This window comes from Longimonas sp., from assembly GCF_040409695.1.
Taxonomy (GTDB): Bacteria; Bacteroidota; Rhodothermia; order Rhodothermales; family Salinibacteraceae; genus Longimonas.
Genome location: NZ_JARWGJ010000103.1, coordinates 1 through 20,295, shown reverse-complemented (window position 1 = coordinate 20,295; position 20,295 = coordinate 1). Strand labels below are relative to the sequence as shown.

Below are 20,295 nucleotides of genomic sequence, written 5' to 3'. Positions count from 1 at the left end.
ACCATTCGCCACGCGCAGCGCCCTTTGAAGGATACGCGCTGGCTGCAATCTGCCCCAGCACCAGTCTTCTGATCGCATATTTAACTGCTTATGCTGTCTGTCACCTTTGTCAAGTGGGGCGGAAGCCTAATCACCGAAAAGACGGGACGCTATGCGGTGCGCACCCGTGTACTCACACGGCTGGCTCGCGAGTTGGTGCAGCACTGGCCTGCGTGGCGTGGGCGGCTTGTACTCGGGCACGGTAGCGGTTCGTTTGGGCATGTGGCTGCTCACGAGGCAGGAATTGACTCAGAGGAGCCTCACCCTGCGCCCGAAGAAGCGCTCAGCCGCATCCAGCAGGCGGTATCGGACCTGCACCGCCACGTTGTGTTGGCCCTCCGCGAGGCTGGACTTCCAGCATTCACGTTTGCCCCGTCAAGTGCCTATGTATCAAAGAAGGGCACCCCGAGCGTGTTTAATGCTGCCCCTGTTGCCCGGGCGCTCTCTATGGGAGCCCTACCTGTCACATACGGCGACGTTACACTCGACACGCACAAGGACATAGCCATCTGCTCGACTGAAACTGTTTTTCGAAGTCTTATCTCGGCGCTTCGCGACCACGAGCACACCACCGACCGCGTGCTCTGGTGCGGGAATACCCACGGCGTGTATGATGCGCAGGGCAATACGATTAGCACCCTGTCCTGCGAGAGGGTCCATACTATGACTCGTTCAATGCGTGCCCCCGACGGGACCGACGTAACCGGCGGCATGGCTCACCGCTTACGTACTGCGTGTGCGCTCGCTGAAAACGGCATCGAATCGCTCCTCCTGAATGGACTGGAGCCCGGCGAATTGAGCGCAGCGCTGACTGGGAGCCCGTTTCAGGGCACTCGCGTGCGCTGACCCGCATATGTCTATCAGCGGATATCTGGCTCGCACGCACCGAAATATGCTTTCACCTTGCTTCTCTTCCTGCATCTCCTGCAGATTTGAAAGGTCCTACAAAGAAAAAACGGCAGATGCCCCCGCAACGTAGCGGAGCACATCTGCCGTTTTTGCTGTCGTTGTGAGGGATGATTGCAGGCGAACCCGTAGGGGATAGCAGAACACCTCATATGCCTACTGGAACAGTCCAGGAATGGCAGTCGATGCAGACGGTCCTCGTTCAGCTGAGGGTACCGTAATCTCTGTAGGCGTTCCGGCCTGCATCGACTCGTCTTCTATATCCGGCGCAGTGATGCCCGCATAGAGACTGAGTGCCATTATTGTGATCACGACGACTGATCCAACGAGGCGAAATAGGTTGTATCCCCTTTCGCGGGACACCCGTTGAGCCGTGCGCTTATGCAAGCGTCCGGCTAACTCTCCTGAAGTTAGTGCAATACGGTCCAGGTTTCGTTCTGGAGGACGGGCGAGCGGCATGTAGCTGCTCATGAAGTTGCCAACGAGAAACTTTTTATCGTGTGGTTTAGGTGCGTTATACATTACTGAGTAAATAGGTTTGTTTAGCGGACAATCAACTTGTATTCTGTCCGCCACTGAATTGCCTGTGTGTTCCTGGCACATTCAGTGGCGCCGCACACAGCTCTCCGGAGCAACTGCGGCGCATCCGATAGGGCGCGCATCCTATCTTCGCCCTTTATGACGAACGCCTCGCACACGATGTTACGCGAGAAAAGCGCTTTCTTTTTCTTTCGGGCAACGTTCATCTCTGAATCGCCGCTCTTTCACACGACGTCTGCCCTCTCTTCATGGCTGTAACAGGGCGGTCGTGAAGGATGTAACCGGACTGATACCCACCGCACAAGGGACAAGTCTGTTTTATTTTTAATAGATGGATATCTTCTCATTTCGATTTTCGACCGAAGGGGCAAGCTCCCTGATCGTACAAGATCGCAATGTACTCTTGCTCCCTTTTGCCCAGATGAAAACTCTCTCACTCTCAGAAAAAGAAACCGGCTTCGCGTGCATTAACTGTTACATGATATTCAGTCTCTCCTATTACCCAAGCTGCAGGTTGTCTTGCCGTTGTGCTCTTGGTTCTGCTTTGCCCGCATGCACTTCACCCAGTGCACTAACTACTTCCCCTTGTTGCCCCCCCATCGCCATATCCGGGCAGAGGCGTCGTAACTTCTGTTCGTACGGTGCGTATTGATTCTTCGCATACCGTCTCCTGTCGGACTGCCTGCTGACTTTCATGCCTACGCCCTCTATCGAGGACTACCTCAAGACCATCTATAAGCTGGAAACAGGTACCGCAGGGCCTCCTGTCTCCTCGGGGGCAATAGCAGAGGCGATGGAAGTAGCACCCGCCTCTGCCTCCAACATGGTGCGCCGGCTCGACGATCTGGGGTTCATATCATACAAAGCCTATGCCGGCGCCACGCTGACCGAGCCCGGGCGCGCCATCGCCCTTGAGGTGATTCGCCACCACCGCCTGCTGGAGCTCTACTTCAAAGAGGTGATGGGCCTCGATTGGGATACGATTCACCACGAGGCTGAGCGCCTCGAACACCACATCTCAGAAACGTTCGAGGATCGCATTGAAGAGATGTTGGGGCATCCGACACGCGACCCGCATGGCCATCCCATCCCCACGCGCGAGGGTACCGTGGATGTGCTCTCTACACGCACTCTCGCCGATGCAGGCGAAGGGGATGCCGTAACGATCGACCACGTAGCCGATGACGATGCTGAGGTATTGTCTCTGTTGGAGCAGCGCGGCCTGCTACCCGGACGAACCGTCGAGGTCATTGAAACCCGCCCGGTAGAAGGACTCATGGTGATCAAGATCGATGGCAACGAAACGCTGCTTGGCCACCCTGTAGCCAACAAGGTGTTTGTGAAGGCCAATGCCTCGTAACACCCGTTGCTTCGCGACCTACATTACCGTGCGGCTGGCGCTGCGCAGAGGTCCTGATTCGTCTCTACACAGATCATACTGTGGCTGCTCATGCTGTGGCTGCACGTAAGCGTGCCTGGCCACAGGCCGCACCACAGCGCAACAAAGCAGCGCTCTCTTCTATCTGCCTTGCTACGCCCGGAACTTTTAGGCGTGGCTAAATATTTCTGGTCATACACGAATCTTCGCGTCTCTATACCCGTCACCCCGCCATGACCTATTGGATACGCACGCATGCTGCTACATCTGGTGTCCTGTTGCTGTTGCTTACAGGGCTTCTTCTGATATCTACCGTGGGCTGCTCCTCAGAGACTGAGGCAGATGACCGCCTGCGCGTTGTGGCAACCACAAATGTGGTTGGCGACCTGGTTCGCGAGATTGGCGGAGATGAGGTGGCTCTTACCACGCTCATGGGGCCTGGCATCGACCCCCACCAGTACAACGCCAGCGAGGGCGATATCCAGCGTATGGCGCAGGCCGACTGGGTGCTCTACAACGGGTTACACTTGGAAGGCCGCATGACCGATCTCTTTCCAGAAATGAGTCAACGAGGTGTAGCGACCACCGCCCTGGCTGAAGCCGCCATACCCGACAGTCTGCTCATCCCCTCTGCCGAGTTTGCCAGTTCGTATGACCCCCACGTGTGGTTTGACGTCGCGCTCTGGCGCAAAGCGGCCCTGCACGTAGGAGAACGCCTGGCCGACCTCGACCCCGAGCATGTAGCTACGTACCAGCAGCGTGCTGCTGAGTATGCAGAACGTCTCGATGAACTCGACACCTATGCACGCGACCAGATTGCGCAGATCCCAGAAGAGCGGCGCGTGCTTATCACCTCGCACGACGCGTTTCGCTACATGGGGCGCGCCTACGACCTCGACGTGCGCGGGCTACAGGGCATCTCGACCGCCACTGAAGCCGGCACAGCCGACGTGCAGGCGCTCGCACAGTTTGTGGCCGACCGCCGTATCCCGACTCTGTTTGCTGAAACCTCGGTCTCAGAGCGCGGACTGCGTGCGGTGCAGGAGGCCGTTCGGGCACGTGGGTTTGCTGTTGACATCAGCGATGCTCTCTACGGCGATGCACTCGGCGATGCAGACACCCCCACTGGCTCCTACGAAGGGGCTGTGCGCCATAACGTGGAGACAATCGTGTCGGGGCTCTCTGAACGTGCAGAGTCTGTCGTAGGCAGCGAGCCTATGGCAATACGCTAACGTGCACCATCATGCTGGTGTACTATACGCTGCTCTATACGCTGGTCTATGCGCTGCTCCTGCCTGCATCTACCCTATAACCTCGACTTCTCTCATGGCTGCCGATGCTGAACCGGCTCTCGACATCCGCGGGCTGACCGTAGCGTACCATGACGAACCCGTGCTCTGGGACATCGACCTCACCGTTCCGCGTAGCACGATTCTTGGCATCGTAGGACCCAACGGAGCTGGAAAGACAACCCTGCTCAAAGCCGTGCTCGACCTCGTTCCCATAGCATCAGGGCGTGTTCGCGTGTTAGGGGATGCATACGCCGCGAACCAGAACCGCGTGGGCTACGTGCCCCAGCGTGGCAGCGTAGACTGGGACTTCCCGACAAACGCGCTCGATGTGGTTCTGATGGGGCTGTATGGCGAGCTCGGGTGGTTTCGGCGTCCAGGTGCTGCCGAGAAGGAAAAAGCTCGCAACGCGCTTGACCAGGTCGGCATGCTCGACTACGCCGATCGCCAGATCAGTCAGCTCTCAGGCGGGCAGCAGCAGCGCGTGTTCTTGGCGCGTGCGCTTGTGCAAGAAGCCGACCTCTATCTTATGGATGAACCGCTGCAGGGCGTAGATGCCACAACAGAGCGTACCATTATTGACCTGCTCCGCCGCCTACGCAACCAGGGACGCACCCTTCTCGTGGTGCATCATGACTTAAGTACCGTACGTGAGTATTTTGATCAGGTACTTCTTCTGAATGTACGAGCCGTTGCAAGCGGTTCGGTAGAGACCGCATTTACAGACGCCAACGTCCGAGAGACGTATGCAGGCGGTATGCCTGCGTAGCTGCCTCATCATAGCCGTCTCACCGTTCGCGCTTACCTTTCGCGCTTACCTGTACCCATATCCAGTATGGACCTGCTGCATGCCCTCTTTTCAGATTACACGCTCCGCACCGTTGCCCTCGGAGCGGCACTGTTGGGCATTGTGGGGGGCAGTCTTGGAAGCTACGCCGTTCTCCGGGGGCAGAGCCTCATTGGGGATGCCGTAGCCCACGCCGCACTACCGGGTATCGCGGGCGCGTTTCTGCTTACCGGCCAGATGGATCCGCTTGTGCTGATGCTTGGCGCGGCAGCCACCGGTCTGTGTGCAGCCCTGTTTGTTGATGGCACAGCCCGCAGTACGCGCGTTCCATATGACAGCGCACTGGCGCTTATGCTTGCGTCGTTCTTCGGGCTTGGGCTGGTCCTGCTCACTTATCTGCAGCGCCACGCCGGCGCCTCTCAGGCCGGACTGGATGCGTTTCTCTTCGGACAGGCAGCCGCACTGGTCATGTACGACGTGTACGTGATGGCAGCCCTGGGTGGCACCGCACTCATCGTCATGCTGCTCTTCTGGAAGGAGCTCAAACTACTTTCATTCGACGCTGCCTTTGCGCGAAGTGTTGGACTACCTGTGCGCGTGCTCAACGGTCTGCTCACCACACTCCTCGTTGTCGCTATTGTAATTGGTCTACAAACTGTAGGGGTAGTGCTGATGAGCGCTGTGCTCATTGCCCCTGCTGCTGCCGCACGCCAGTGGACCGACCGGCTTGGTATAATGGTCGCCCTTGCTGCAGGCATCGGCGCGGCAACAGGAGTGACTGGGGCCCTCATCAGCGCATCGGTTCGCAACGTGCCTACCGGCCCCACAATTGTGCTCTGTATGGGTGCCGTTGTTATCGCGTCGCTGCTGCTGGCTCCACAGCGCGGCGTGCTCTGGCGCAGCTGGCAACGTCGATTCTCGCAAGCGGAAACGCCTTCGCATCCCCCTGACCAAAACGCTCGTACGCCGAACGTAGCTACAGACCCAACAGATCTATGAGTCCGCAGGTAGAGGTGCAGCTGGTCGCAGCCGTTACAGCGGTAGCGTGTGCGCTGCCCGGTGCGTTTCTGGTGCTACGCCGCATGGCTATGATGAGCGATGCGATCACCCACGCAATCTTGCCAGGCATTGTCGTGGGCTTCTTTTTAACCGAATCGCTCGGATCTCCGCTGCTGTTGGTCGGAGCGGCGCTAACAGGTCTGCTGACAGTGGCGCTGGTCGAGAGTATCGAACGCACCGGACTGGTCCGGGAAGATGCCGCTATCGGGATTGTGTTTCCGATTCTCTTTAGCATCGGGGTTATTTTGATCGCGCGGTACGCTGGCGACGTACATCTCGACCTCGACGCGGTGCTTCTCGGCGAACTGGCTTTTGCTCCGTTCAATCGGCTTGAGCTATTTGGATCAGACCTGGGGCCGCGTGCGCTCTGGGTTATGGGCACCGTACTGCTGCTAAACGCGGCTTTCCTGTTTACCTTCTACAAAGAGCTAAAGCTGGCGACCTTCGACCCCGTGCTGGCCGCTGCGCTGGGCTTTATGCCAGGCGTACTGCACTACGCGCTGATGGGCATGGTCTCAATCACCGCCGTCAGTGCGTTTGACGCCGTCGGGGCCATTCTCGTGGTCGCGCTCATGGTGGGCCCGCCCGCCACGGCCTACCTGCTCACCGATCGGCTCGATGTGATGATCGGGCTAAGCGCTGCGCTGGGCGTAGCCAATGCACTTATCGGGTACGCCGCTGCTGCCTGGCTCGACGCTTCCATTGCGGGCTCCATGGCCACTGTAGCTGGTCTGCTATTTGGCCTGGCCTTCCTACTTGCCCCCGAGCGCGGCCTCGTTGCCCAGCAGATGCAGCAGCGCACCAATACAGCGCGCTTCGCCGAGCAGATGCTGGCCGCCTACCTCTGCCACCCGCAGACCCGTCCGCTAACACCCGAAGCCGCTCCGAAACGCCTGTACGAGCGCTTCGGATGGTCAGCCCAAAAAACAGACGCGGTACTCGAATACATGTGTGAGCGCGGCACGCTCACGCGTCGCAACGGGGCCTTCGCATGCACCGAGCACGGTGAGTCGCTGGCTGCTCACGCGATGCCTCTTTCATCCCCCCCCTGATCCCTTCATCTCGAAGCTTTTCTTTGGAACGCCTGTCTGCAGCGCCTCTGTGTAGGCATCTCTTACGAGGCCCTGCGCAGGGAACGCCGTGCTTTCAGCTAACATAGGACGTTGGCGTACTTCTGTTTTATATCTTAACCTGCGTACATCATGCGTACGTTACCCTCCTGCGTATTTCTTCTGGGTGTGGCCCTCGCACTCCTTGTTGCCGGATGCGGAGCCGAAGAGCCTGCCCCCGACTCAGACGCAGCCTCCGACACCGATGCGCTAACCCCCTCTGAGGTAGCCCAGTCTCCCCCTGAAGGACTCTCAGACCTCCCCGATGGCATCATGCCGTTCGACGACATTGTGATTGGTGGCCAACCCACCGAAGCGCACCTGCGTGCCGCAAATGATCTCGGCTTTCAGACAGTTGTGAATCTTCGCCCTGATGAGGAGTTCGACGAGTTTGACCAGCAGGCGCTGGTTGAGGAGCTCGGCATGACCTACGTGCACATCCCCGTTGCGGGCGAGGAAGACGTGACCCATGAGAATGCGGAAGCGCTGAGTCGCATTCTTGAGGATACCGGCAACCGCCCAATCCTCATGCACTGCAGCAGCGGCAACCGCGTAGGGTCGCTGTTCGCGGCACGTGCCCACCTGCTCCTTGACGAAGACCCGGAGCACGCACTCGAAATTGGGCGCCGCGCCGGCCTGACGGATCTGGAAGAGCCGCTTCGCGATACCTGGACATCACCCGGCGAGTAGAATAACGAAGTCGTCTCGTCTGATTGCTGATTTCCGTGCGCCTGCCTCTCCCGCTCTTTTCCCTACGCCGTTCCTGCCGCACACTATGGCCAACATCTGCGTGTACTGCTCGTCGAGCTCTCAAATCAACAACGGGTTTACCCCGGTAGCCCGTACCCTGGGCGCCGGGCTCGCCGAACGCAATCATACGCTGGTCTACGGGGGCGGCACGTCTGGACTCATGGGCGTGGTGGCCCGCACGGTGCGCGATCGTGGCAGCTCGGTCGTGGGCGTTATTCCCGAGAAGCTCCAATCGATCGAAGGCGTTGCAAGCGACACCGCCGACGAACTGATCGTCACGGAGACGATGAGCGAGCGCAAGCGCATCATGTACTTGCGCGCCGACGCTTTCGTGGTGCTGCCGGGCGGATTCGGAACGCTTGAGGAGTTCCTTGAAGTGCTTACGCTGCGTCAGCTGGCCTATCACGAGCGTCCGGTTGTCATCGTAAATCACAATGGGTTCTATGATTCGCTGCTCGGCTTTTTCGAGGAGCTCTACGCACAGCATTTTGCGCGCACCCCGCACGACGACCTCGTATTTGTAGCCGACAGCTCAGACGCAGCGCTTTCGCACCTCGATGTAGCGCTGCAGACCCCCGCTCCCACGCCTCGCGAGTAAGACGCCTTTCGCCCGATGAGTAGACCCAGTTCACACAGCATCCGCACGCCCCGCACTGCGCACTATGTGCAGTACGGTGCCCCTGCCGCAGCCCACACGCTCTGGATTGTGCTTCACGGGTACGGACAGCGAGCAGCTGACTTCATCAAGCCGTTTCAGGCTATTCAGGAGGATGCGGTCTGTGTGGTGGCGCCCGAAGGCCTCTCGCGTTTCTACACGAAAGGGATGCAAGGCTCCGTTGGCGCCTCATGGATGACCAGCGCTGGGCGCCTTGACGAAATCCGCGACTACCTCGCTTACCTGAACCGGCTCCACGCCTCCCTATGCAGCAACGGCGGTCCGCGGCGCACCCATGTGCTGGGCTTTTCGCAGGGCGCTGCCACAGCCTGCCGTTGGGTCGCGCGCACGTCCGCCCCAGTCGACCGGCTTACCCTGTGGTCGGGCGGCATGCCTCCCGATATTGATCTTGCAACTCATAGCGGTGTTTTTCGCCAGCTCGACATTTCGCTCGTGCTTGGCACAGATGACTCCTACATCGAGATGAGTGAACGTGAAGCGCTTGCACGCCGCCTCCACGAGCACGATATAGAAGCTACTTCGTACACTTTCGACGGTGGGCACCGGCTGCATACCGATACGCTCCAGAAGCTGGCATCAGAAGGCGAGCTGGCGTAGTACGGTCGACCAGCCCGGCAAACGCTCTTAGAACGCTCTTAGCCGATCCAGCCCCGCCGGCAGATCTGGTGTTAGGATTCCAGGAACGCGATAAGTTCGCGGTTCACCTGCTCCGGCATATCGTGCTGCACCCAATGGGTTGCGTCGTGGAACGTCACGAGGCGGCCGTTTGTGCATCGGGCCACGCTGGCCGCTGCCATCTCAGCACATAGGGCTACGTCCTGCTTCCCCCAGAGTACCAGCGTAGGCGGCTCGATGGGCACCGTAGGAATCTGAGCAAACGCGTTGGTCTGTGCAGCCGCCCGGTACCAGTTGAGCATACCACGGAGCGCGCCGGGCTGGCGCCATGCTACACGGTAGCGCCGCCAGTCGGCCTCTGAAAATGTACGTGCTTTGCTGCTCATCCGCATCATGAGTGCGAGTCCTGCCCCCTCGCATCGGCCCAGTAGCCACTCGGGCAGGGTCGGGAGCTGAAAGAATGCGGCGTAGAGGCTACGCGCCCGCTGAGCCGGGCGCCTACGCAGCGTATCCACCATAACATGCGGGTGGGGCACATTCAAGATACCAAGGCGACGCACCCGGTGAGGCGCAGATGCTGCCAGTGCCCAGGCGACCATCGCCCCCCAGTCGTGCCCGACAACATCTGCACGCGTGTGCCCGGTATAATCGATAAGCGCCTCCACGTCGCGCGCCAGTCGCTGAATACGGTAGGCCTCTATACCCCGCGGCTTACTGCTCCAGTGATAGCCCCGCTGATCAGGCACAACAACGCGGCGTCCGGCACGCACCAGCGCGGGGATCTGCCGGTGCCACCCGTACCAGAACTCGGGGAAGCCGTGCAACAAAATTACCGGTTCACCATCCGGAGGACCAGCCTCCACTACGTGAAGGCGGACCGACGCATCGGTGCCAGAATCCGTTTCAATCCAAGTGTGACGGTGCTGAATCGCAGCATTCATAGGCCTTGAGGAGTGTATGGACACGATTACACAGCATAGCGGGAAAAGCGCAGCGCGCTACTTATCAAAAGCCGCCAATGTTTTTTTGGTATTGTCCAAACACGTCTTTATATAGGAAGTATAAAGTACCATACCGTTGCATTTTGTGCCTTTACGGCCAAAGCAGAGTCTGTCTTACGCGGAAGACCGATAACTGCTCTGTTGCTTGCTTTGCGCGTTTGTTTCATACTACGTGACGTCTCGGCTCGTATCTACACGCTCTTTCAACAAGCTTCGACATTCGATTTATGATTCTGATCATTGACAACGAAGACCCGGCCATTAACGTGCTGGCTAATGCGCTTCGCATTGGTGGGGCTCCGGTTCAAGTTGAAGCAAGTACCGATATCACGCTTGAGGCGATCCGGGAGTTGCGCCCCAGCGGACTTGTTTTCTCGGAGGGGGCGGGCGATCCTGAAGACGCTGGCATCGCCGTACCCGCGATCAAGTCGTTTGCTGCGGTGGTGCCCATTCTTGGCGTTGGGCTCGGGCACCGCGCCATTGGCGCGGCCTTCGGGGCGTCGACCACAAGACAGCCCGAGAGCGATGCGACCGGTACCGTACAGCACGACGAGCGTACGGTCTTTCACAACATCAGCACACCGCTCGAAGTGTCGAGCAGTCCCGCTCCTGTGCTGTCTGACAAGGAGTTTCCGGTCGCGCTGGAAGTGTCTGCCCGCACGCCCGGCGGCACGGTGATGGGGGTACGGCATCGAGGTTTTAAGACCGAGGGGATTCAGTTTCGTCTGGAAGAGATGGAGCCTGCACAGGCCGAACAGCTCGTGCGCAACTGGCTCAACATGCTCTACGATATCCACGATGAAGCGTTTGACCAGCTTCGCCTCACCTCCCCAGAACCCCAAACCACTCAACAATCGAAGAACAGCGAGCCAGAAGAAACCGTGATCCATGAAAGTGGGGGCAAAAGCATGTTCGAACGGGCCATGGAGGAAGAGGAGAGACGGAAAAAGAACAACGGATAGCAGCCGCCTGCAGCACACGACCGGGCTCAAGCCTCAGAGCCTGTTTGGGTTTTGGTTTGATGGCGAGAGCGCCGCTGTGGCGAAAATTGGACCACGATAGAGGTTCGTAGCCGGGGCTACGAGCCGACACGAGGGCGAAAGCTCGACTGACGCCCGTATATCGGGGACAATTTGCAGCTCATTGAAACCGCTCGGAGTCCAAATTAAGTGGGCCCACATGAGAATCTTCGAGTATGTCATTGCGAGGAGCGCCAGCGACGTGGCGCTGTGAGCGCAGCGAGGAAGTGCTCTTGGAGTGCAATCTTGTGCCTTCTAAGCAGCATGAACCGCTCCAACGGGGCCACCAGATCGCCGCGTCGGTCACAGGCTCCCAGTCCCGCTTCCCTTCTACCGGCTAACGGCAGATGCGTCATGCAGCGTCTATCTGCTACCATATAGCAGATCCTCCACTCCCTTTTCTCATCTGCAAAAGCTCATAGCATCGTGATAGCTTCGTAAGATATAGCATCTTGCGGGCACGCAGGTCGGTCGAAAATCGTGCAGGTAGTGTACCATTAACTACCTGTTACTGCCTTTGCCCACCATCTCATGGGACGCCGCGGATCCTCTAACCTACCCACCAAAGTTTGTCCGGTATGCAATCGTCCATTTGAGTGGCGTAAGAAGTGGGAGGACGACTGGGAGAACGTGAAGTACTGCAGCGAGCGTTGCCGTCGCAACAAGAATCGCGATGAGGTACCGTGGGCCAAATCCTCTACTGACTAACTGCTAACGCTCATGGCTCGCCCGCTTCTCGTCTGGTTTCGCAACGACCTGCGCCTGCACGACCACGAACCGCTCTCGTACGCACTTTCTGAAGATCGGCCCGTCATTCCACTCTACTGCGTGGATCCGCGCCACTTCGACACGGTGTGGTGGGATCTCCCGAAAACCGGTCCGTTCCGCGCCCGCTTTCTGCTGGAGAGCCTGCACGACCTGCGCAGCTCACTGGAGGCGAAAGGGAGCAGTCTGGTCGTGCGTGAGGGCCATCCCGAAGAGATAATTCCCCAGCTGGTTGAGCAGCACGACGTGGCCGAGGTGACGTGCTACGAGCAGCTGGGCACCGAAGAGCGCGACGTGGAAGACGCCGTCATTGAAGCGCTAAAGCCCACCGATGCTGAGATCGCCTTCTTCTGGGGACAGACGCTCTACCACATCGACGACCTGCCGTTTAGCGGGCCTGAAGCGCTGCCGGATGTCTTCACGCCCCTGCGCAAGAAGCTCGAAAAGCAGAGCCATATCCGCGAGCAGTACCCCACGCCCGACTCCGTACCCCCGCTGCCCGACGGACTCGACGCCGGACGCATTCCCGCGCTCAGCGATCTCGGCTTCGACCACGACGGCGTGCCCGACGAGCGCAGCGTGCTTCCGTTCAAAGGCGGCGAAACGCGCGCCCTCGACCGCGTCGACGAATACATCTGGCGCGGCGACCACTTGAAGCGCTACAAGAAAACCCGCAACGGCCTGCTGGGGGCCGACTACTCGTCGAAGTTCTCCGCCTGGCTGGCCCACGGCTGCGTCTCGCCCCGCTACATCTTCGACGAGGTAAAGCGCTACGAGCGCGAGCGCACCAGCAACAAGTCGACGTACTGGATGATTTTCGAGCTCATCTGGCGCGACTTCTTTGCGTTTATCGGATGGAAGTACGGCGACCGCCTCTTCCACCAGTCCGGTCCGATGAACGTGCAAGTCGACTGGACCGAGCACGAGCCCTCGTTTGAGGCGTGGGCTACGGGCACCACCGGCATTCCGTTTGTGGATGCGAACATGCGCGAACTGAACCAGACCGGCTTCATGTCCAACCGGGGCCGCCAGAACGTGGCCAGCATGCTCGCCAAGAGCCTGAACATCGACTGGCGGCGGGGCGCAGCGTACTTCGAGGCAAAGCTCGTCGATTACGATGTAACGAGCAACTGGGGCAACTGGGCGTACAACAGCGGCGTGGGTAACGACCCGCGCAACCGCTACTTCAACATCGTAAAGCAGGCCAAGCGCTACGACGCGGACGGCGACTACGTGCGCCACTGGCTGCCCGAACTGGCCGATGTGCCCGACCACTACGTCCACGAGCCGCACACCATGTCGCACGAGGAGCAAAAAGAGTACAACTGCGTCATCGGCGCCGACTACCCGGAGCCGATTGTGAACCTGGAGAAAACGTATGAGCGGCTGCGGAATGGGTGAGGCGATTTCGAACCAGAACACGTGCTCTACTACAACGCTGCTTCTTCCTCACCACGATCAGCAATGCGGTTGTCGTACAAAACCGAGTGCCCTTCAATGAGGATGGAGCGACCCGCTTCAACGTCGGTGATGTCCAAAGCGCTGGCTGGTTTGATGGGCACGTCTACATCTACGATATCCTTGAAGGCGGCAATTTCTACCGCTGTGTAATCGATGCGCGTAAGAACTGTTGCGTGCATATCTTCCGTGTCAATCAAGTGCTGCGCCGCCCGGACCTGTGCACCGCCCGCGCACGAGTCCGAGAGTCGATCTACAAACATGAAGAGATGAGAATCGCCCTCTGCGGCACGTGCAAGGGCCGTATGCAGATCTGCTATTCGGTCCAACTCGCCGACTCCACTTTGTACACGAAAATTGGTTGTGTGCACGTAGAAACCAACTGTCAGAAACGCTCCCGTTAGAAGGAGCAAAGCAATGCGTTTGGTGGAGATAGCATTCATGGGGAAGCAGTTTTTTAGAAATTGGATAGCACAGGTAAATGAGATAAGATGTGCCAATCGGTTTAGGTACCGTTCACGCAAATGTATAACCACATTATTCATCGGGATGCGCAAATACCAGGATCTTGGGGATGTTGTCCTCTAATCCGAGATAAATGCCGTCGTCGTCTACGTCCAAGGCTCGGACTCGCAGATCTTCAAGATGTTGTATATCGCCATAGATGTAGTTCCCGTGCGGTTCGCCTTCAACAGTGTACGCCATAATTCGAACCCGATCGGGTTCGCGGAAGGCCGCATAAACGATACTCTCATGGACTGCTGAAGCGTGGATATAGTCTTGGAGTGGAAAAGTGTAGTCAACTGCTGGACGGAATTGCTCCAAATCCTTATTGTTTGCCAGTACCTCGTCAAGCGTCTCGTTATATATATCGAATCTGCGTGTCTCAGTAGTGTCCTCGAAGACGCGGACCGTTTCGTAGAAGGTTGGTACATAAATAAACCGTCCCTCGCTCTGATGTATCGAACCCAGACTGGTTAAGAAGACAACATTTTCGTCCTCGAAATACATGTCGCCGAACCTTTTAGTCAGGCTCCCATCACGCCCAATTTGGGAGAGGAGTCGGTTATTTTCGGAAAGAAGATGGTTGTCTTCTCCACGACTGTACGCCGATCCATATAGAGAACCATCGCTTGTAACCGTAAAGTCACTTGTAAAAACGTATCTCTGCGCATACGTCTCAATAAATTGCCCGTCTCGGTGGAAAAGATCGAACCGTCCATTTCCATCATTTGCCACGAAGAGCGAGTCCCCTCGTAAACAAATGTCAAAAACACGGAAGAGCTCGCCCGGTCCTTCCCCGACCCCATCTCCGATTCGGCGGAGTAGCGTACCATCTTTCGAATATACGAGGATTTCATTTTTCTGATAGTCGGATACGAAGATCTCATTTTTGTCAGCCACAAGATCCACAATATTGCCGATGAAGGACTCATCACTGGGGACAGAATTCAGCACTTCAAGTCTCTGCTCCTGCGTTTGTCCTAATGTCAGTTGACAATAACAGAATATCAGTACAGCCGTTACCAGTGCAGTTTTTATAAATGTATCCATGTTAAAAAATACTTTTAATGCGAATCAGGGGTTGAGTAGAACCGACGTTTGTAGGCTATAAGGGCATGCTGGAACAGACCTCGCGGAAAAACAAACCGCTTTGGCAGCGCCTCAGGTCAATTTCGACGTTTCAACTCCTGATCGGCATTCTTTTATAATTTGGGAAAAGTTGGCCCGCCTGAGATCCATTTCCCAGACAGGCCACAAGGATAAGGATAGGGAGTTACTTCCGACCAAACCCACCTTCACCGGGAGAAGCAGGTGGACAGCCATGCCAACCGCCCTCTTCACAATCAAGCAGGCAACCGTTTTTGACATCACCGGGACCCGAGCATCCCCCCGCTGACGCACAACTCGATAGCACAGAGCAGGTTAGGTCACCATTGGCACCAGGCATTACCTCAGATATTTCTGTAGCTTCGGCCAATCCTACATTTGCTGTATACAGATTCGTTGCATCACTGGCATCAAGCTGCGGGGCAAAGGCCGTCGCAAAAAATAGAATGGAGAGCATAAGCGCTCCGTATAGCAATCGATCAGTCACCGTAATCAAGGATAAAAATTTGAGAGTGCACGAGTATGTATGTACGTGAATACATTATAACTACACATGTGAGTATCGGAGGGGGGGGCATGAGAATCAAGGAATCGAAATTACCAAAATGTTATCTCTTGAAATATCCTTATATCAAGCTGCAAGTGCACTGCCCTTTTCATTCTGATTTCTGGCTGTCAACATACCATGTCGCACGAAGAGCAAAAGGAGTACGGCTGCGTCATCGGCGCCGACTACCCTGCACCGATTGTGAACCTGGAGAAAACGTATGAGCGGCTGCGGAATGGGTGAAAGGGTAGGAGCCCGCAGCTTACAGGTCCCAAGCCGTAACATTGCTGTTTCTCTGCCGCTATATCTCACAAGATGGCGCACATTCGTAACGAGGAGGCGTTGTAAATAGCCGTAGTACTTCTCCCTTTGTACGAATACTCTTTCCTGCCATGCCTACGCATGTCAACGGTCTCCCCAGTGGTACACCGCCTCACGTTGTCATCATCGGCGCGGGGTTTGGCGGACTGCATGCCGCGCAGGCGCTACGCCGCTCGCCGGTCGAGGTCACGATTGTGGATCGCAACAACTACCACAAGTTTCAACCGCTGCTCTACGAGGTGGCCATGGCCGGGCTGGAGCCAGATGACATTGCTCACAACGTGCGCGATATCTTCCGCAGCGACGACAACATCCGCTTCCGGATGGGCACCGTCACCGATATCGACACGCACGGCCAGCGCATCGAGCTCCACAACGGTTTCATCACCTACGACTATCTGATCGTAGCGGGCGGAGCCGAGGTCAACTACTTTGGCGTAGCAGGTGCACAGGAGCACGCCTTCCCGCTGAAGAACGTGACCGACGCCGTCAACCTGCGCCACCATACGCTGCGCCAGTTTGAGGACTACGACCGACAGCGCATCGAATCCCCCGATACGATTCCCGAGGGGATGCTCAACTTCGTGCTCGTAGGCGGCGGCCCCACCGGTGTCGAGATGGCGGGCGCGCTCGTGGAGCTCTTCGACACGCTGAACCGCGACTATCCGGACTTCGATGTGCGCGAACACGCCCGCGTCATTCTGTTGGAGATGCAAGACGCCTTGCTGCAAGGCTACGACGACTCGCTGCAAGACTACACGCGCCGCACCCTCGAAAATCGCGGCGTAGAGGTGCAAACTGGTGCCACTGTGGAGCAGGTCGCGTCCGGCGCTGTTACCCTGGCCGATGGATCGCAGATACCCACACACACGCTGATCTGGGCCGCGGGCGTGCAGGCCAGTCCACTGGCTGATCTGCTTGATGCGGAGCAAACACGAAGCGGACAGGTCGTCGTCTCCGATACGCTGGCACTGCCTGCCCACGACAATGTATTCGTGGTGGGCGACATGGCCGCTATGGAGCGCGACGGAGCCAGCGACTGGCTTCCGCAGCTCGCACAGGTCGCCATCCAATCGGGGGAGCATGCCGCCAAGCAGATCCGTGAAGATGTGCAGGGGCGCGAGCGCACCGCATTCTCGTACAGCGACTATGGCCAAATGGCGACCATTGGGCGTAACGCTGCCGTGGCCGAGCTCGCGGGCGGGCTCAAGTTCAAGGGCATCATCGCCTGGCTCATGTGGGTCGTCATCCACATTGCCAAGCTGGTCGGCTTCCGCAACCGAGCCAGCGTGTTCATGGACTGGATCTACAACTACTTCACGTACAAGCGCCACGCTCGCCTCATTCTGGATTCGGAGCATGCCCCCAAAGAATCCAAGTCGCCTGCTGCGCCGGTGGCATAGCTGCGGTCGTAACTTTGCGTTTGGGGGATGCGTACAGTAGACGACATCGAGCACACCTTTCGCATCCCCATAGCCAACCTGCCTTGTGTCTATGCGTCTTACCGCCGACGAACGTGCTGCCCGCCGCGATATTGATACCTGGGCGCAGAGCATGGGCTCGCCCGTCTCCCAGCTCATCAACTGGGCCATGCAGCCGGTAGACTGGGTCGTAGAGCGCAGCGTGTCGGGCGAGATGCTCGACCGCGCCGAAGAGGTCACCGCCGAAGCACTCTCGCAGCTCAGCGACATGTCGGCGCGTACCGGCGTGCTCGACACCGTCCGCTCGGATGCGCAGAAGCAGGGGATTGACATCGATGCCGTAGAAGATCTGCGCCACGAGCCGCTGGAGGTGCTTGACGAGCTTGCCCAGACGCGGATGCAGCAGAACGCGCTCATTGCCGCGCTGGAGGGCGGCGGTACCGGGCTCGGCGGCGCGGCGCTGCTCGTGGCCGACATTCCGCTACTATTTACGATCAACTTCCGCGTGATTCAGACGATCAGCGCGTGTTACGGCTTCCCCATGGAGGACGCTGCGTACCGTCCGCTCGTGCTGGCCATCTTTACCGCAGCAGCCTCGGGCAGCCGCGCCGCCCGTGCCGATGCACTTCGCGAGTCCAGCGTAGCTGCTGCTGCCCTGGTGCACGACCACCCGTACAGCGGGCGCCGCACGGGGTCGTTCCACGAGCAGAATCGACACGTGCCGCGCGAGATCGCCAAGGCGCTCATCCGCCGCAAGCTGGGTCAGCTCATCCCGCTGGCCGGGGCCGCCGTGGGCGCAGGCGTAAACTACTGGTTCACCAAGTCCACTGCCAAGACGTCGTTCATGTGTAGTCGGGCGCTGTACCTCGACTGGAAGGAGCGGCATCGCTAACGCATGCCGTGCTGCGCCGCGTTTACCGATGCCTCCAGATGCTTCCAGATGCTTCCAGATGCTTACGAGAGAAATGGGTCTTGACGGGCAGAGCCTGCTTTTTCAACGTAGCGCGGCACCCGCACTGTAAACGTAGTGCCTTCTCCAGGCGTAGTACGCACAACCATGCTCCCCTGCATCAGCTTTAGAAGCTGCTGGACAATCGTAAGTCCCAATCCGCTGCCTTCGTAGGCGCGCCGATTGCCTGTAGAGGACTGCTTGAACGCGGTAAACAGATGCGGGAAAAATGCAACGTCGATGCCTACGCCGGTGTCAGCAACTGTAACGACGATCGTCTCCGGCTCGGCCTGCATGCGTACCGACACCCGGCCCGCTTCGGAAGTGAACTTGACGGCGTTGTCAATCACGCAGGAGAGCACACGCTCAAACGCATCGCGGTCGAACACCGACTCAGCGGTTGAATCAGGCAGATCGACCTCGAACGATAGGTTTTTCGCTTTAGCTTTTGCCTGAAACGATGAAGCCACGTCGTACAGCGTGGCGGACGCGCTTAGCGGTGCAGGCTGCATCGATACCGAACCCGCCTCCAGCTGCGACAGATAGAGCACAGCGTCGAGCGTGTCGAGCAGCCGCTTGCTGGAGCGGTGCATAAGCCGGCTGAACCGGCGCGCCGGGCCCTCCAGCTCCATGTCGTTGAGCACCTCGGCAAACCCGATAATGGAGGATAGCGGTGTGCGCACCTCGTGCCCCATGTTGGTCAGGAACGACGACTTCAGGCGGCTCATCTCTTCGGCCTCTTCCTTGGACCGACGCAGCTGCGCCTCCGCTCTTTTCTGGATCGTGTTGTCGAGCAGCACCCCATTGTAAACCAGCTCATCGGATCGGGTCGCATTCGGGTCGGGCGTTGAGGCGGCTCGAATCCATATTCTCGTGCCATCGGGCCGTACGAACGGCATTTCATGCTCCCACTGCGCCCCCGCCTCGACGGCCTCGGCAATCGAGTCGCGGAAGTCCCGGCGATGTGCAGCAGGCACTCGCTCTATAAACCACCTGAACGCGTCGGCCGGATCATGCTCTTCTACCGGGTAGCCGAGAAGCTGCTCCGCATATCCACTGATAAACTCTCCCCGAATCTCCATCTTTGTGCGCGGAGCACCGCCTGCAGGTATTGCACGCACACGGAAGACGACACCCGGCACGCTGTTAGCAAGGTCGCGTAGCCGCTTCTCCCGATTCTGGAGCTCCCTGTATGCGCGCTGGCTCTCGGTCGCCCGCATCTCAAGTTCATCCATGACCACCCCTGCCAGCTTCCGCATTGTAGCACGGTCTTGCTTCGACACCGTGCGCGGCTCCGTGTCCATTACGCAGAGCGTGCCCACCCGGTAGCCGTCGGGCGACGTAAGCGGCATGCCCATGTAGAAGCGTAGATGCGGCGGACCTGCCACGAACGGATTCCCGGTAAAGCGCTCATCTTTGAGCGTATCCCCAACGACAAGCAGTCCGGGTGTTCGGATCGTGATGTTGCAGAACGCCTGATCAAGCGGCGTTTCCCGAATGTCTTCGATTCCTACGCACGACTTAAACCACTGCCGCTCCGCATCAATAAAGTTGACAACCGCCATTGGCATGTCAAGTACGTGCGCGGCCAGATCGGTGATATGATCAAACGCTTCTTCGGGCGGTGTATCCAGAATGTGATATCGTTGCAGCGCATTGAGACGCTCAGGGGCATCAGGGCGCCCAGTAGTGTCTTCCTGTGGTGCTCGTGATATGTCGGTAGATTCGTTGTTCATAAGAGGGGGTGCACTGCCGACAAGAATGGCTACATGCTGCTATACCAACACTGTTGCACAGCGTGCTATCATGCATCAACCATACAGTGCATATATCTATCATATATTGGAAAATAGCACCAAGTGGCATAGAATCGTAACCTGCGTTTCTGGCTGCATGTTCGGCACGAAATGCAATAAAGTCGCGCGGCAAAAGCAACGTTACCTTTGAATGGCTGCGCGGTGCATCTATGCAGGTTTTATTGAATACGATAATTTGGCCTGTGGTCACGTGTACTTGCTGACGGCTGCTTGCTACCTGTTGTTTGTTGTCTACGTT

The 20,295-nt window shown here is 58.0% G+C and carries 19 protein-coding genes; 14 read left to right on the top strand and 5 right to left on the bottom strand.

Annotation, left to right across the window (positions count from 1 at the left end; translation table 11 throughout):
- Window positions 1–90: 90 nt before the first annotated feature.
- Complete coding sequence (locus tag PPP56_RS06650; protein ID WP_353563256.1) at window positions 91–885, top strand: isopentenyl phosphate kinase; 795 nt, start codon at window positions 91–93, stop codon at window positions 883–885.
- 216 nt (window positions 886–1,101) lie between these two features.
- On the opposite strand, the gene PPP56_RS06645 is transcribed toward PPP56_RS06650, so the two are convergent.
- Window positions 1,102–1,404, bottom strand: a complete 303-nt coding sequence (locus PPP56_RS06645) for a hypothetical protein (RefSeq protein ID WP_353563255.1) — start codon at window positions 1,402–1,404, stop codon at window positions 1,102–1,104.
- Between the two features lie 775 nt (window positions 1,405–2,179).
- Between PPP56_RS06645 and PPP56_RS06640 the strand changes: the two genes are divergently transcribed.
- The 8 genes from PPP56_RS06640 to PPP56_RS06605 all read left to right on the top strand — a co-directional run bounded on the left by PPP56_RS06640 (window position 2,180) and on the right by PPP56_RS06605 (window position 9,130).
- Entirely contained in the window at window positions 2,180–2,845 is a 666-nt protein-coding gene (locus PPP56_RS06640; RefSeq protein ID WP_353563254.1) for a metal-dependent transcriptional regulator, read from the top strand.
- A 332-nt stretch (window positions 2,846–3,177) separates the two neighbouring features.
- Window positions 3,178–4,095, top strand: a complete 918-nt coding sequence (locus PPP56_RS06635) for a metal ABC transporter solute-binding protein, Zn/Mn family (RefSeq protein ID WP_353563253.1) — start codon at window positions 3,178–3,180, stop codon at window positions 4,093–4,095.
- A 94-nt stretch (window positions 4,096–4,189) separates the two neighbouring features.
- Window positions 4,190–4,921, top strand: coding sequence for a metal ABC transporter ATP-binding protein (locus PPP56_RS06630; RefSeq protein ID WP_353563252.1), 732 nt, complete (start codon window positions 4,190–4,192; stop codon window positions 4,919–4,921).
- Between the two features lie 66 nt (window positions 4,922–4,987).
- Window positions 4,988–5,938 (top strand): metal ABC transporter permease, encoded by a 951-nt coding sequence (locus tag PPP56_RS06625; RefSeq protein WP_353563251.1) that lies wholly within the window; start codon window positions 4,988–4,990, stop codon window positions 5,936–5,938.
- Window positions 5,935–7,050 (top strand): metal ABC transporter permease, encoded by a 1,116-nt coding sequence (locus PPP56_RS06620; RefSeq protein WP_353563250.1) that lies wholly within the window; start codon window positions 5,935–5,937, stop codon window positions 7,048–7,050. Before PPP56_RS06625 ends, PPP56_RS06620 begins: the two co-directional genes overlap by 4 nt.
- Window positions 7,051–7,200: 150 nt before the next feature.
- Window positions 7,201–7,797 carry a protein tyrosine phosphatase family protein gene (locus tag PPP56_RS06615; protein ID WP_353563249.1) on the top strand — a complete coding sequence of 199 codons (597 nt, stop codon included), beginning with the start codon at window positions 7,201–7,203 and terminating at the stop codon, window positions 7,795–7,797.
- A gap of 85 nt (window positions 7,798–7,882) precedes the next feature.
- Entirely contained in the window at window positions 7,883–8,455 is a 573-nt protein-coding gene (locus tag PPP56_RS06610) for an LOG family protein (protein WP_353563248.1), read from the top strand.
- Between the two features lie 15 nt (window positions 8,456–8,470).
- Entirely contained in the window at window positions 8,471–9,130 is a 660-nt protein-coding gene (locus tag PPP56_RS06605) for an alpha/beta hydrolase (RefSeq protein ID WP_353563247.1), read from the top strand.
- 71 nt (window positions 9,131–9,201) lie between these two features.
- On the opposite strand, the gene PPP56_RS06600 is transcribed toward PPP56_RS06605, so the two are convergent.
- Window positions 9,202–10,089: an alpha/beta fold hydrolase gene (locus PPP56_RS06600; RefSeq protein ID WP_353563246.1), complete on the bottom strand. Its 888-nt coding sequence runs from the start codon at window positions 10,087–10,089 to the stop codon at window positions 9,202–9,204.
- 287 nt (window positions 10,090–10,376) lie between these two features.
- Between PPP56_RS06600 and PPP56_RS06595 the strand changes: the two genes are divergently transcribed.
- The 3 genes from PPP56_RS06595 (at window position 10,377) to PPP56_RS06585 (ending at window position 13,334) form a co-directional block, all read left to right on the top strand.
- Entirely contained in the window at window positions 10,377–11,111 is a 735-nt protein-coding gene (locus PPP56_RS06595) for a glutamine amidotransferase-related protein (protein ID WP_353563245.1), read from the top strand.
- 588 nt (window positions 11,112–11,699) lie between these two features.
- Window positions 11,700–11,876 (top strand): DUF2256 domain-containing protein, encoded by a 177-nt coding sequence (locus PPP56_RS06590; protein ID WP_353563244.1) that lies wholly within the window; start codon window positions 11,700–11,702, stop codon window positions 11,874–11,876.
- Between the two features lie 12 nt (window positions 11,877–11,888).
- Window positions 11,889–13,334, top strand: a complete 1,446-nt coding sequence (locus PPP56_RS06585; protein WP_353563243.1) for a DASH family cryptochrome — start codon at window positions 11,889–11,891, stop codon at window positions 13,332–13,334.
- A 29-nt stretch (window positions 13,335–13,363) separates the two neighbouring features.
- On the opposite strand, the gene PPP56_RS06580 is transcribed toward PPP56_RS06585, so the two are convergent.
- Together PPP56_RS06580 and PPP56_RS06575 are read right to left on the bottom strand one after the other, a co-directional pair.
- Window positions 13,364–13,573, bottom strand: a complete 210-nt coding sequence (locus PPP56_RS06580) for a hypothetical protein (RefSeq protein ID WP_353563242.1) — start codon at window positions 13,571–13,573, stop codon at window positions 13,364–13,366.
- A gap of 355 nt (window positions 13,574–13,928) precedes the next feature.
- Window positions 13,929–14,945, bottom strand: a complete 1,017-nt coding sequence (locus tag PPP56_RS06575; protein ID WP_353563241.1) for a 6-bladed beta-propeller — start codon at window positions 14,943–14,945, stop codon at window positions 13,929–13,931.
- Window positions 14,946–15,941: 996 nt separating this feature from the next.
- Between PPP56_RS06575 and PPP56_RS06570 the strand changes: the two genes are divergently transcribed.
- The gene (locus tag PPP56_RS06570; RefSeq protein ID WP_353563240.1) at window positions 15,942–17,273 is read left to right on the top strand and encodes an NAD(P)/FAD-dependent oxidoreductase; all 1,332 of its coding nucleotides are present in this window, start codon (window positions 15,942–15,944) and stop codon (window positions 17,271–17,273) included.
- A gap of 91 nt (window positions 17,274–17,364) precedes the next feature.
- Entirely contained in the window at window positions 17,365–18,183 is an 819-nt protein-coding gene (locus tag PPP56_RS06565) for an EcsC family protein (protein WP_353563239.1), read from the top strand.
- Window positions 18,184–18,245: 62 nt separating this feature from the next.
- Here the strand turns inward: PPP56_RS06565 and PPP56_RS06560 are convergent, their stop codons facing one another.
- Entirely contained in the window at window positions 18,246–19,976 is a 1,731-nt protein-coding gene (locus tag PPP56_RS06560) for a GAF domain-containing sensor histidine kinase (protein WP_353563238.1), read from the bottom strand.
- Between the last annotated feature and the right edge of the window lie 319 nt (window positions 19,977–20,295).